We start from the raw sequence: 11,983 nt of genomic DNA, 5'->3' as shown, positions 1-11,983 counted from the left end.
CGACATGCGCCGCTACGGGCACGACGACGTGGTCGACCTCGTCATCATCGGCGCGGGCGCCGGCGGTGCCACGTTGGCGCAGCGGTTAGCCCGTGCCGGATGGTCGATAGTGGTTCTCGACGCCGGACCGTTCTGGGACCCCGACACCGACTGGGTGAGCGACGAGCGGGGCTCGCACGGCCTGTACTGGACCGACCCACGGCAGATCGGCGGTTCGGATCCGGTTCCCCTGGGCTCCAACAACTCCGGGCGTGGTGTCGGTGGATCGATGGTCCATTACGCTGGCTACACGCCGCGGTTTCACCCTTCGGACTTCCACACGCACACCGTCGACGGAGTCGGTGCCGACTGGCCGATCGCCTACCAGGACCTGCGGCACTATTACGAGCAGATCGAAGCTGAGCTTCCGGTAGCCGGCCAGAACTGGCCCTGGGGCGATCCGCATTCATACCCGCACAGTCCCCACCCGGTCAGCGGCAACGGCCTCACCGCTTTGCGGGGGGCCGAGGCCATGGGCATCGACATGCGCGTCGGGCCGGTCGCGATACCCAACGGCCGCTTCGGCAACCGGCCGCATTGCATCTACCGAGGTTTCTGCATCCAGGGCTGCAAGGTGAACGCCAAGGCCAGCCCGTTGATCACCCACATACCCGACGCGCTGGCTCATGGCGCCGAGGTCCGGCCCGACAGTCATGTCAGCTGCATCCTGGTCGACGAACGCACCGGCGCCGCAACCGGTGTCACGTATTTCCACGCCGGCAGGTTGCACCGCCAACGCGCACACGCGGTGGCCGTAGCCGGCTACTCCATCGAAACCCCCCGTCTGCTGCTGCTTTCGGCAACCGAGGCGCACCCCGATGGATTGGGCAACGACTACGGCCAGGTAGGCCGTTACCTCATGGTGCAAGGAGCGCCCCAGGTGGCCGGCCGCTTCGACGACGACATCCGGATGTACAAGGGGCCACCGCCGGAAGTCAGCACCGAGCAGTTCTACGAAACCGATCCGACCAAGCCGTACCGACGCGGCTTCTCCATCCAAACAGTCAGCCCACTGCCGATCACCTGGGCAGAACATGTTGCCGCACAGGGCCATTGGGGGCAGACGTTGCGCGAATATATGCGCGACTACGTCCACTGGGCCACTCTCGGTGCGCTGTGCGAGCTACTGCCACAGTCCGGCAACCGCGTCACCTTGGCCGACGAGACCGACCGGCACGGTCTGCCGGTCGCACACTTCGCCTACAGCCAGTGCGACAACGACCGACAGCTCATTCGCGCCGCCACTGACGTCATGTCCGACCTGCTGCGCGCAGCCGGCGCACAGGAAGTCATCACCATTGAGCGCTATGCCCATCTCGTCGGCGGTGCCCGGATGGCACAGCGCCCGCAGGACGGGGTGATCGACGCCGAGCACCGTGTCTTCGGTGTGGACCGCGTCTACGTCGTCGACGGCAGTGTCATGCCGACCCAGGGGGCGGCCAACCCGGCGCTGACGATCATGGCACTGGCGGCGCGCGCTGCCGATCTGCTTGCCGTTCATGCCAAATCGTCATGACCTCAACCGCACGAGTTGAGGACCTACGGGTGGCCACCTACACCGTGCCCACCGACGGACCCGAAGCTGACGGCACCCTGACCTGGGATACCACCACCGCAGTGGTGGTCCACGTGCAGGCCGACGGAACCTCGGGCATGGGGTGGACCTACAGCTCGCCTGCCGCGGGCACCGTTGTCATCGAACACCTCGCCGAGGTGCTCACCGGCCGAGACCCGTTCGATATCACCGGCGCCTGGGAAGCGATGCGCCGCAGCTGCCGCAACTACGGCACCCGCGGGCTCGTGATGCAGGCAATCTCGGCGGTCGACATCGCATTATGGGACCTCAAAGCAAAACTGCTTCACCAGCCGTTGTCAGAGATTCTTGGTCAAAGCCGCTGCGCTGTGAAGATTTACGGCTCCGGGGGTTTCACTAACCTCGACGATGCCCGGCTCGCTCGACAGATCGAATCGTGGCAGGCCGCGGGGTGCACGGCGATGAAGATCAAGATAGGACAGGATTGGGGTGGCGACCTCAACCGCGACCTGGCCCGCGTTCGCCGGTTGCGGCTGCTGGCAGGTGACGATGTCGAGCTGATGGTCGATGCGAACGGCGCGTACACCCCGGGCCAGGCCCGGCGGATCGGCGCGGCGCTCGACGACCTCGGCGTGGTCTGGTTCGAAGAACCCGTGAGCAGCGATGACACCGAAGGTCTCAGCGAGGTGCGACGCGCACTGCGCTGTGATGTGGCGGCAGGGGAGTACGTCGCCGATCTCTATGACGCGCGGCGCCTGCTTCCGGTGGTCGACTGTTTGCAACTCGATGTCACTCGTTGCGGTGGTTACACCGGCTGGCGTGCGGCAGCATCGCTGGCCGCCGCTCGCAACCGGCAGGTCTCCGCGCACTGCGCACCTGCCTTGCACGTCCCGGTGGCCGCCGCGGTCCCCAATTTCCGCCACCTCGAATACTTCGTCGATCACGCCCGCCTCGAGGCGGAAGTGTTCAACGACGCACCCACCCCCCGAGACGGTCACCTCCACCTGCCGCACGACCGCCCGGGCCACGGCGTGTCCATCGCCGAGGACGCCGAACGATACCGACACACCTGATGGCCAGGAGGATATTTCAATGACCGACCGCCCCCGGGTGCACTGAGAGGACAGTGATGAGGATGGTGAAACACCTCGATCCCTCCGCCGGGGTGAGCCGGCTGCTGCTGCGAATACCGGTTTATCTCTACCGGATTGGCTGCGGGTGGCTTTTCGCCGATCGGCTACTGCTTCTCCATCACGTCGGCCGTATCACCGGTAGGCCGCGCCGGACGGTGCTCGAAGTAGTCGACCACGATCGCACAACGGGAAGCTACGTCGTTGCTTCCGGGTGGGGAACCGGCGCGGCCTGGTACCGCAACGTCATTGCTGCTCCTGAGGTCAGTATCCAAGTCGGCAGACGAACATTCCCGGTGATCGCAGCAGCGTTGTCGGAGTCTGACGGTGCCGAAGTCTTCGCCCGCTACGCGGCTCGACACCGCACGTTGGCACGCTATGTGCTTCCGCATCTGTTGGGACTGCCGGTCGACGGATCCGACACCGACTTCCGCGCACTCGGGCGCCGCTTGCCCTTCATCCAATTCGTACCGCGCGGTTCGCGGCCCAACGGGCAAGGGGACAGGGACGACCCGCATGACAGTAGTTCGGCAGTCGACGAAAAGAGCACGGGATGAAAGCAGCAGTAGTGTCCGCACATGCCAGCCCGCTGGCGGATACCACCGCCCCATGCACGGACGCTCGAAGTCGCTATGTCGCACAGATGTCCGCCGCGGTGGCACGGCGAGGCCACGAGGTCACGGTCTACACGCGGCGAAGCGACCCGGACAGCCCGGATCGCGTCGCGACTGCGCACGGGTATACCGTAGTGCACGTGGATGTCGGCCCCCCCGAGCCGGTACCCGAAGCCCAAATCACAGAATTCCTCGGCGAATTCGGCCATTCTCTGGCAGTCCAGTGGGCCGAATTCGCACCAGACGTGGCGCACGCGCACTTCTGGACATCCGGTGTTGCAACGGAATTGGCGACCCTCAGCAGCGGGATTCCGACGGTGCAGACCTTCCACGAGCTGGGTGCTGTCAAAGAGAGACAGCTTGGTCGACGGGAAGCCGGCCGTGACGCACGCGCGAAGCTCGAGAGACTGGTCGCCCGGCATGCATCGTGGGTTGTCGCGACGTGCACCGAAGAGGTACAGGAGCTGGTCCGGTTCGGCGTTTCCCGCTCGCGCCTGTCGGTGGTGCCGTGTGGCGTCGATGCAGACGAGTTCTGCGCTCACGGTACGTGCGTCGAGCAGGGCGGGCGCCCACGTATTGTCGCGGCGGCTACGTCATTGGCCGACAGGGGATTTGACACAATAATCCTGGCTCTCCGGCACATCCCGCAGGCGGAGCTGATCATTGTTGGTGGCCCGGACCCCGGGCATCTGAGCGGCAGTGCCGAAGTACGACGGCTCGCAGAGCTCGCTTCCGAGCTGGGTGTCGCCGACCGGGTGGTATTCACCGGGGCGATCCCGCACAGCAGCATGCCGCAAATGCTCCGCTCTGCCGACGTCGTGATCTCCGCACCGTGGTACGAGGGCTTCGGAACAGTTCCCCTGGAGGCAATGGCGTGCGGGATTCCCGTGATCGCATCGGCGGTGGGTGGCACGCTGGACACGGTCGTCGACGACGTGACCGGCCGGCTGGTGCCGCCACGCAACCCCCGCGCCATCGCTGCGGCCGCCTTACCGATCCTGGACGATGCGTTCCTACGGCGCAGCCTAGGACTCGCCGGACGGGATCGTGTCTGCGCGCGATACACCTGGGACCGGATCGCCGAGGAGATGCTGCGTACATACCGCAAGGCGACCGAAACGCGCGGTGAGCACGACAGTAACCGCACGCCCGGGGTGGATTCGGCGATCTCACGGAGAGGGTCGTGACGTGTCCCCCGACAAGCGACGCGAGTACGGCAGCTTCACCGCTGCGCAGCCGGCCGTCGACGGACAGTCGCCAAACCCAACGGACGAGGCGCTGGTCGATGGTCCGCCGCAACGCGTGGGCCGATTCGAATACCACTACGGAACCGACACCTGGATATGGTCAGACGCAGTGGCTCGAATGCACGGCTATCGGCCCGGCGAGGTCACTCCCACCACCGAGTTGGTGCTCAGCCACAAACATCCCGACGATCTCGGGCGGGTGGGTGCGCTACTCGCACCGACATCGGCGCCGTTCAGCAGCCGCCACCGCATCCGAACCGCCGCCGGGGAGATCCGCAGGGTCGTCGTGGTCGGCGACGCCGTAACCGGCCACGACGGCAGAATCACGGCGACTCGTGGCTTCTACATCGACGTCACCGAGGGCTTCGCCGCGGATCTGCAGCTTTCTCTCAACGAGAAGCTCGATGAAATCGTCGCGCACCGCGAGGTCATCGACCTCGCCAAGGGAATGATCATGGCGATCTACCGCATCACGCCCGACGCTGCTTTCGACGTGTTGAAGTGGCGATCTCAAGAACTGAACGTGAAGTTGTTCACTGTCGCCGAACGGCTCGTCGCCGAATTGCCAGGCCTCATCGGCCTTCCCGTGCCCACCAGCACGAAGGTGCACCACTACCTGATGACGATGACCTTCGATGACTGAAGGCCACCAGCTGAATTGAGGCGGCAGTGCGCCCCGACCGACGGGTCACTCCTCGTGCCACTGGCGATCGCCGGCACCAGAGCGAAAGTCGGCCGACAGCCTGGGCTCGTCAACATCGTCGGTGCGGATCGGTTGCGCTGCAACGTCATGACGGTGCAATCGCACTTCACGTCATCGCCATCTGCCCCAGAAATCTATCTCGTGACAGCTATTACGCGGCGCAACTGTGGGTACAGGTTACGTAGCCCGATGGGTTAAGGACGCTGCCCTAGCGTCACGGCTGCGGAACGCAGCTTCAGGACGCCGGGATCTCAAAGCAGGCCACAGGATTGCGTGCAACCCGGTTGGTTTCGTTGTGCGACATCGAGCTACTGCGGCCCGGCCACACGGGATCCCGAACCATACTGGAGAGGAAGTTTTCGGTGAAGAGCACACGACTACTAGCCACGATGATCGGTGGTGTGTCGGCCGCGGCGGGGTTTCCGCTGGCGATGGGAGTGATCTTGGCCTCGCCGGCCACCCCGGTCGCCGATCCTTGCCCGACCAACGAAACCAGCCAGATCTACTTTGACGGCTGCTTACCCTCGATTGATCCGCCACAGGCTGAGGTGAACCAGCGCGGCCCCAATCAGTTGCCAGAGATCCGCGGGATCCCGTGTGACGGTTCGGACAGTGGGACGTGTATCGGTCTGAGCGAGCTTCCGGGTGGGACGGCCGCACAGCCGACGGAGCCCGACACCCAGGTTCGATCCTCCCCGTGACGGAGCGGCGAAGTGCACACACCTGGGTAAAGCCGCGTCGCGCTCGCCGAGCGAACGGCCACAGTATGCCGCTGACGGCTGCGAAGGCTCTAGGACGAAGTGTTTGCACTCCTCGTCAGCACCAACGCCGCTTCGTTATAGGGGAATAGCCGATAGAACGTTCGGAATGCGGGTGTGACGAGGTTCGCCGCGTCAGCCTTGCTGCAGATCCGCGGATCGACCAACGGGACCGCTTTGTTCCGCTTCTCCAGCGCCGTCGCTCCGCCGGCCAATACGTTCTTCAGCCAGTCGGATTCGAGCCCGTAGCCGATGAGGATGACGAAGCCGTCTCGGGTCGGGAAAACCAACAGAGGTGTTCGGTATCGCCTACCGGACTCGCGTCCGATGTGCTGGAGCGTTCCCAGCCCTGGAAGCCACGGGGTGATCGATTGAGCTGCCCGATTGGTGACGCGGCGGTTGAAGTATGCGATATCGCGCGGTAGTCGCATGAAAGCCCCTCTCTCGCACGATGACTGGTCATCGTCGTCACACCTGCGCGTCGTGCGTGGCCACAGCTCTGGGTGTTAGGCGATCATCGGATCGATCGCAGACCGAGGCACCAGAACGTGCAGGGCGCCGGCTGAGGCGGGCAACAACGCGCCCTGGTCAAAGAAGAAGATCACCCCGTCGTTGACCACTGCGAAATTCTGATAGTTGGCCGGGTTGTAGAGCGCCCCCGGCGCGAACGCCAACGGCGGCGGCGGGGTGGTGGGAGCGGTACTGGATGGTGTCGTCGTCGCCGGCTGCCCGGGTTGCGTGGGCGGCGCGGCCGGCGGCGGCGGCGGTGCCAGCTGCTGCTGCAGTTCGGACGCGACGATGGGCGCGACGGTCTTCAGCGGATCGTCCACCCGCCACAGCGGGGTGTTCAGCTTGTCGTCGGGTGCGGCGGTGTAGGTGATCGCCTTGCGGTAGCTCTGGTCCCAGTTGAACGCCTTGTACGTCGTCTTGGAGGGCCCGCCGCCGACATTCTGGGTGATCGTGAACACCACGGCCTGCGTGCCGCGCGGGGGAATCGCTGAGTTGTACTCGGTCGCCTTGATGCTCAACGTGGCGGAAGGACTGCTGGGCGCGCCGGACTTGGCTGTGGCGAGGAACGCATCACGCGTCTGGGAGATGTAATCGGCGACCGATTTCTGGTCCGGGTAGTCCAGTGGGATGCTGATGTCGACGCTGTACGCCGGGTCGGAGAGCTGGATCTCACACGTACTGCCGGTGTTGGCGCCTTTGAGGTCGGCGCAGTAATCCTTCGGGGCGGCTGCCGCCAGGCCGGACGAAAAGGACATGGCGGCAACTGTGACAATCACTGCCGCGCTGACAGAGCGCATGGCTTTAACCTCCGGGCAAACGCGGCGCGCGCCGCGATCAACGATCATCGTCACCACGCCGGAAAAGCGCCCCCGACGGCATCGGCGCTAGATATCCTAGTCGAGGCCTGGATGTGGGTGACGCGAAGGTGCGTCGCAGCACCGCAACACGGGTACTCGTGAGGCCATCATGGCTGAATCGTCCTTCACAAGTGCGGACGGCATCGACCCGTGTGTGCGGGTCTACGGGACTCGGGTGCACAACCTGCGGGGTGTCGACGTCGCGGCACCGCGTGACGCGCTGGTGGCGTTCACCGGCATCTCCGGGTCCGGCAAGTCGTCGCTGGCCTTCGGCACCATCTATGCCGAAGCTCAGCGCCGCTACTTCGAGTCGGTCGCGCCCTACGCGCGCCGGCTGCTGTTGCCCACCGGCGCACCCAAAGTCGACGACATCACCGGGCTACCTCCTGCGGTCGCATTGCAGCAGCGCCGGGGTTCGGCGACGTCGCGGTCGACGGTCGGCACCGTCACCACTTTGTCGAATCTGCTTCGAATGTTGTTCTCCCGTGCCGGAACCTATCCGCCCGGAGCGACGGAACGATTGGACTCCGATGCATTCTCCCCGAACACCGCGGTCGGCGCATGCCCGCAGTGCCACGGGTTGGGACGAATCCACCGGGTCACCGAAGAGACGCTGGTACCCGACCCGTCACTGACGATCCGCGACGGTGCCGTCGCGGCATGGCCAGGCGCATGGCAGGGACAGAACTTGCGCGACATCCTCGTCACGCTGGGGTATGACATAGACAGGCCATGGAAAAAACTGCCTAAGCGACAACGTAATTGGATCCTGTTCACCGATGAGCAGCCAACGGTGGAAATCGATCCGACTCAGCACCCGGTGCAGGCTGACTACTACTACAACGGCACCTTCTCCAGCGCCGAACGTCACGTACGCCACACGCTGGCCAACTCGCAGAGCGCGATGATGCGCCGCCGGGTTTTACAGTTCGTCGACAGCGTCGAATGCCCGTTGTGCGGTGGTTCCGGTCTTCGGCCGGAGGCGCTGCAGGTGACGTTCGCCGGACGCACCATCGCCGATTACGTGGCCATGCCGCTGACCGACCTCGCGGATACGTTGCGCCCGGCAGCATCTCGGACCGACGCGGCCGCTGCATATGAGTCGACAGACTCCGGTGAACTGACCGAAGTGGCGACCATGATCGCCGCCGACCTCGTCGCACGCCTGCAGGTGCTGATAGATCTCGGCCTCGGTTATCTGACGCTCGGTCGCCGCACGCCGACGGTGTCACCGGGTGAACTGCAGCGGCTGCGGCTGGCCACCCAATTGCGTGCCGGCTTGTTCGGTGTGCTGTATGTGCTTGACGAACCGTCAGCCGGACTGCACCCCGCCGATGTCGAACCGCTCCTCGACGTGCTGGATCGGCTGCGGCGCGCGGGTAATTCGCTCTTCGTCGTCGAGCACGACATGGACGTGGTGAGCCGTGCCGACTGGATCGTCGACGTGGGGCCCGGAGCCGGGGAGTGTGGCGGGGACGTGCTCTACAGCGGCCCGGTCCCGGGTCTCGCCCACGTCGAGGAGTCGGTCACTCGGCAGTACCTCTTCGGAGGGGGTACCCCGCCGTCTCACCCGCTGCGCACGCCGTCCGCGCGGCTTCGGCTGCGCGGGATCCGATTCCACAATCTGAAAGACCTCGACGTCGATGTGCCACTCGGGGTGTACACCGCCGTCACCGGAGTGTCCGGGTCAGGAAAATCGACGCTCGTCGTCAAAGTTCTCGGCGATGTCGTGAGCAGCCATCTCGGCACGGCACACGCCGCCGAGCCGGCCGAACCGGCTGACGACGAAACTGACAGCGGGATAATCGATCTCGATCACGACGCCAGCCTCGGCGTGACCGCACAGGGCGTCGACGAGATCAGCCGGCTGGTATCGGTCGACCAGCGCCCGATCGGGCGGACGCCGCGCTCGACGTTGGCGACCTATACCGGCCTGTTCGACGCCGTCCGCCGCGAGTTCGCCGCGACACCGAAAGCCCGTCGCCGCGGCTGGACGGCAGGCAGGTTCTCGTTCAACGTGGCCGAAGGTCGCTGCTCGACCTGTCAGGGGGAGGGGTTCGTATCGGTCGAACTGCTGTTCCTGCCAGGAACTTACGCCACCTGCCCGGCGTGCAAAGGCGCGCGCTATTCCGATGAGACGCTCGACGTACGCTATCGCGACCGTACGATCGCCGACGTGCTCGCGATGACCGTCGACGAGGCGTCGGAGTTCCTGGTCGACGTCGCCGGCGCCGCGCGGAGCCTGACCACGCTTCGCGAGGTCGGCCTGGGATACCTCCGCCTCGGACAGCCCGCGACCGAGTTGTCCGGCGGTGAGGCCCAGCGGATCAAACTCGCCTCCGAACTGCAACGCCCCCGGCGCGGGCACACGCTGTATGTTCTCGACGAGCCGACCACCGGGCTCCACCCCGCCGACGTGGATCTGCTTGACGGCCAATTACATCGCCTGGTCGACGTGGGCAATACGGTGGTGGTGGCAGAACACGACATGCGAATGGTCGCGGGTGCGGACTGGGTGATCGACCTGGGTCCCGGAGCCGGCAGCGACGGCGGTCGGGTTGTTGCGGCTGGGCCGCCCCAGGACGTGGCGCGTGCGACAGGCAGCCGCACAGCGCCGTTTCTGGCGAAGAGATTGGCGCTATCAGCTACCCGATGACGACGGTTCGCGTGTCCGAGATGGCGGATTCATCTCTGCTGGGAGCGCGAGCGACGTGATGCGCGGATAGAGGATCGCCGGACCGAGCCATCGAGTGATGAAGCGGCGCAGTTCGATTCCCTCGCGCGGCTGCTGCCCGGGATCGATGAGGATGGATTGCACGGTGCGCAGCATCATTTCGGCGAGTTCACCCAACGCGGCGCTGTCGTAACCGTGCAGAGCCCAATCCACGTCGAGGCGGCGGAAGACGGATAGGCAGAACGTGACCGCGGTCTGCGACGTCAGCGAGGTGATTGCCTGCCCCTCGTTGCGCTGCGTCAGCAGATTCTCCAGCTGGGGATCGCCCGCGAGTTTTTCGATTCCGAACGACAGGCTTTCGACGACGGCAGTCACCGGGTCATTGAGTCCGCTCACGTGGCGGACAACCTGATCGATGAACCCGTCGACCGCCCGCATCGCACTGGCCATCAGTAGCGCATCGGCGTTGGGGAAGTAGCGGTACACCGTCTGACGCGTGACACCGAGGGTACGGGCGACGTCAGCGAGGCGTATAGCGGACCCGTGCTCGGCGACCACCTGGTCCACCGCGTCGAGTATTCGGCCGATCGCTTCCTCGTCAGAGGCGGGTGTGGATCCCGCCCAGCCGCGGCTACGCACCGGTTGTCACATCGAACGCGATGGGAAGTGTTGTCGGCCCTGTCATTCCGAGTATGGATTTCCATGGGGCCGGACCGGTGCGGTGAGGGGCAGACAGGCGGCGGGTGAGGACGACGAGTGCTTCTGCGAGTTCCCGGCGCGCAAGGTTGGCGCCGAGGCAGTAGTGCGCACCGCCGCCGAACGTCAGGATTGCGGGTACGTCCTTGCGGGCGATGTCGAAGCGGTCGGCATCGTCATAGATCGCGGGGTCTCGGTTGGCGGCAAAGGTGTTCGCGAAAACGAAGGTCCCGGCGGGGAACAGGTAACCGCCGAATTCGGCATCCTCGAGGGCCGCACGCGGCACGATGCAGGCCGCGGGTGAGTGGCGCATGCTCTCCTCGACCGCCTGCATCGCAAGCTCGGGGTGCTCACGCAGCCTTGCCCACTGGTCGGGATGCTCGCAGAGCACCTGTACCGATGCCGCCAGCTGGTTTCGCGTGGTGTCCGTTCCTGCCATCAAGAAGCCGGCCACCAGCCCGCGGAGTTCGTCGAGATTCAACCGGTCGCCGTCGCTTTCCGCGCGGATGAGCTCCGAGAGCAGGTCGTCGGTCAGATTGTCTCGGCGGGCAGCGACCATGTCGTCGACGTAGGCGTCGAGTTCACCCCATGCGCGCATGATCTCGGACTCGTCGAAGTTGGCGTCCGGCTGAAAGTTGAAGGCCTTGAAGATCTGTTCGGTCCAATCCGAGAAGAGCTGCCAGTCCTCCGAAGGCGCACCGATCAGTGCGCACATGATCGGAGTGGGGTAGGGCCGCGCGATGTCGGTCACGACGTCGCAACTCCCGGCGTCCATCACCCGGTCGATCAGCCCGTTGACCACCTGGTGGATCGTCTCGGTGAGTCGCGATGTCGCGCGGGGGGTGAACGCCTTGGAAACCAGCTTGCGCAACCGAATGTGGGGTGCGCCGTCCAAGCCCAGGAGACTGCTCGCCAACTTGTCGAACAGCGGGCCCGACGTGATGCCCTGCGCCGCCAGGGTGATGCCGGGCGGTAGGCGGAATCGATTGTCGCGCAGTATTTCTCGAGCCAGATCGTAGGACAGGATCTCAGGGCCGAGAGGCCCGATCGCGATGGGTGCCTGCGACTGCGCATTGCGAAGGTCGGCGAAAATGTCGTGTGGTGTGGCGTCGAGGTCGTAACTGAACGTGGGCAGGCCGGCGTCGAACACGCTGGGGACTGCGCCGTTCACATTCATCGGTGTCTCAACTTTCCCGTGATGCCCGGATGGGTCGACACGTT

The 11,983-nt window shown here is 65.2% G+C and carries 11 protein-coding genes; 6 read left to right on the top strand and 5 right to left on the bottom strand.

Translation table 11 applies throughout. The features are described 5' to 3' along the window. The first annotated feature begins 4 nt into the window (after positions 1-4). The 5 genes from Y900_RS02000 (at position 5) to Y900_RS01980 (ending at position 5,207) form a co-directional block, all read left to right on the top strand. Positions 5-1,555 carry a GMC family oxidoreductase gene (locus Y900_RS02000; protein ID WP_237752655.1) on the top strand — a complete coding sequence of 517 codons (1,551 nt, stop codon included), beginning with the start codon at positions 5-7 and terminating at the stop codon, positions 1,553-1,555. Then, positions 1,552-2,646, top strand: a complete 1,095-nt coding sequence (locus Y900_RS01995; protein ID WP_036338392.1) for an enolase C-terminal domain-like protein — start codon at positions 1,552-1,554, stop codon at positions 2,644-2,646. The genes Y900_RS02000 and Y900_RS01995 overlap by 4 nt, the downstream gene beginning before the upstream one ends. A 62-nt stretch (positions 2,647-2,708) precedes the next feature. Beyond that, positions 2,709-3,260 carry a nitroreductase family deazaflavin-dependent oxidoreductase gene (locus tag Y900_RS01990; RefSeq protein ID WP_237752479.1) on the top strand — a complete coding sequence of 184 codons (552 nt, stop codon included), beginning with the start codon at positions 2,709-2,711 and terminating at the stop codon, positions 3,258-3,260. Beyond that, entirely contained in the window at positions 3,257-4,504 is a 1,248-nt protein-coding gene (locus Y900_RS01985; protein WP_081844953.1) for a glycosyltransferase, read from the top strand. The genes Y900_RS01990 and Y900_RS01985 overlap by 4 nt, the downstream gene beginning before the upstream one ends. 1 nt (position 4,505) lies before the next feature. After that, positions 4,506-5,207, top strand: coding sequence for a PAS and ANTAR domain-containing protein (locus Y900_RS01980; protein WP_051659826.1), 702 nt, complete (start codon positions 4,506-4,508; stop codon positions 5,205-5,207). Between the two features lie 295 nt (positions 5,208-5,502). Here the strand turns inward: Y900_RS01980 and Y900_RS32070 are convergent, their stop codons facing one another. The 3 genes from Y900_RS32070 to Y900_RS01965 all read right to left on the bottom strand — a co-directional run bounded on the left by Y900_RS32070 (position 5,503) and on the right by Y900_RS01965 (position 7,332). Next, on the bottom strand, positions 5,503-5,727 hold the full coding sequence (locus Y900_RS32070) for a hypothetical protein (protein ID WP_131536062.1): 225 nt from the start codon (positions 5,725-5,727) through the stop codon (positions 5,503-5,505). 330 nt (positions 5,728-6,057) lie between these two features. Then, the gene (locus Y900_RS01970) at positions 6,058-6,456 is read right to left on the bottom strand and encodes a nitroreductase family deazaflavin-dependent oxidoreductase (protein WP_036338389.1); all 399 of its coding nucleotides are present in this window, start codon (positions 6,454-6,456) and stop codon (positions 6,058-6,060) included. 75 nt (positions 6,457-6,531) lie between these two features. Continuing rightward, positions 6,532-7,332 carry an RsiV family protein gene (locus Y900_RS01965; protein WP_081844952.1) on the bottom strand — a complete coding sequence of 267 codons (801 nt, stop codon included), beginning with the start codon at positions 7,330-7,332 and terminating at the stop codon, positions 6,532-6,534. A gap of 169 nt (positions 7,333-7,501) precedes the next feature. Here Y900_RS01965 and Y900_RS01960 point away from each other — a divergent pair, with 169 nt between their 5' ends. Continuing rightward, entirely contained in the window at positions 7,502-10,048 is a 2,547-nt protein-coding gene (locus tag Y900_RS01960; protein WP_036338386.1) for an excinuclease ABC subunit UvrA, read from the top strand. Here Y900_RS01960 and Y900_RS01955 read toward each other — a convergent pair. Together Y900_RS01955 and Y900_RS01950 are read right to left on the bottom strand one after the other, a co-directional pair. Beyond that, positions 10,034-10,705: a TetR/AcrR family transcriptional regulator gene (locus Y900_RS01955; RefSeq protein ID WP_051659824.1), complete on the bottom strand. Its 672-nt coding sequence runs from the start codon at positions 10,703-10,705 to the stop codon at positions 10,034-10,036. The genes Y900_RS01960 and Y900_RS01955 overlap by 15 nt on opposite strands. Beyond that, a complete protein-coding gene (locus tag Y900_RS01950; RefSeq protein ID WP_036338383.1) occupies positions 10,698-11,939 on the bottom strand; it encodes a cytochrome P450 in 1,242 nt (413 codons plus the stop codon). The genes Y900_RS01955 and Y900_RS01950 overlap by 8 nt, the downstream gene beginning before the upstream one ends. Positions 11,940-11,983: the final 44 nt, after the last annotated feature.

The sequence above is a fragment of the Mycolicibacterium aromaticivorans JS19b1 = JCM 16368 genome (genome assembly GCF_000559085.1).
GTDB lineage: Bacteria > Actinomycetota > Actinomycetes > Mycobacteriales > Mycobacteriaceae > Mycobacterium > Mycobacterium aromaticivorans.
The sequence above is the reverse complement of the archived record's forward strand: the minus strand, read 5'-3'. Positions and strand labels throughout refer to the sequence as shown.

What these genes read in the sequence shown, in the direction of transcription:
- Y900_RS01965 (WP_081844952.1), bottom strand. Translation starts at nt 7,332, where the DNA reads ATGCGCTCTGTCAGCGCGGCAGTGATTGTCACAGTTGCCGCCATGTCC.
- Y900_RS01985 (WP_081844953.1), top strand. Translation starts at nt 3,257, where the DNA reads ATGAAAGCAGCAGTAGTGTCCGCACATGCCAGCCCGCTGGCGGATACC.
- Y900_RS01960 (WP_036338386.1), top strand. Translation starts at nt 7,502, where the DNA reads ATGGCTGAATCGTCCTTCACAAGTGCGGACGGCATCGACCCGTGTGTG.
- Y900_RS02000 (WP_237752655.1), top strand. Translation starts at nt 5, where the DNA reads ATGCGCCGCTACGGGCACGACGACGTGGTCGACCTCGTCATCATCGGC.
- Y900_RS01950 (WP_036338383.1), bottom strand. Translation starts at nt 11,939, where the DNA reads ATGAATGTGAACGGCGCAGTCCCCAGCGTGTTCGACGCCGGCCTGCCC.
- Y900_RS01995 (WP_036338392.1), top strand. Translation starts at nt 1,552, where the DNA reads ATGACCTCAACCGCACGAGTTGAGGACCTACGGGTGGCCACCTACACC.
- Y900_RS01990 (WP_237752479.1), top strand. Translation starts at nt 2,709, where the DNA reads ATGGTGAAACACCTCGATCCCTCCGCCGGGGTGAGCCGGCTGCTGCTG.
- Y900_RS01970 (WP_036338389.1), bottom strand. Translation starts at nt 6,456, where the DNA reads ATGCGACTACCGCGCGATATCGCATACTTCAACCGCCGCGTCACCAAT.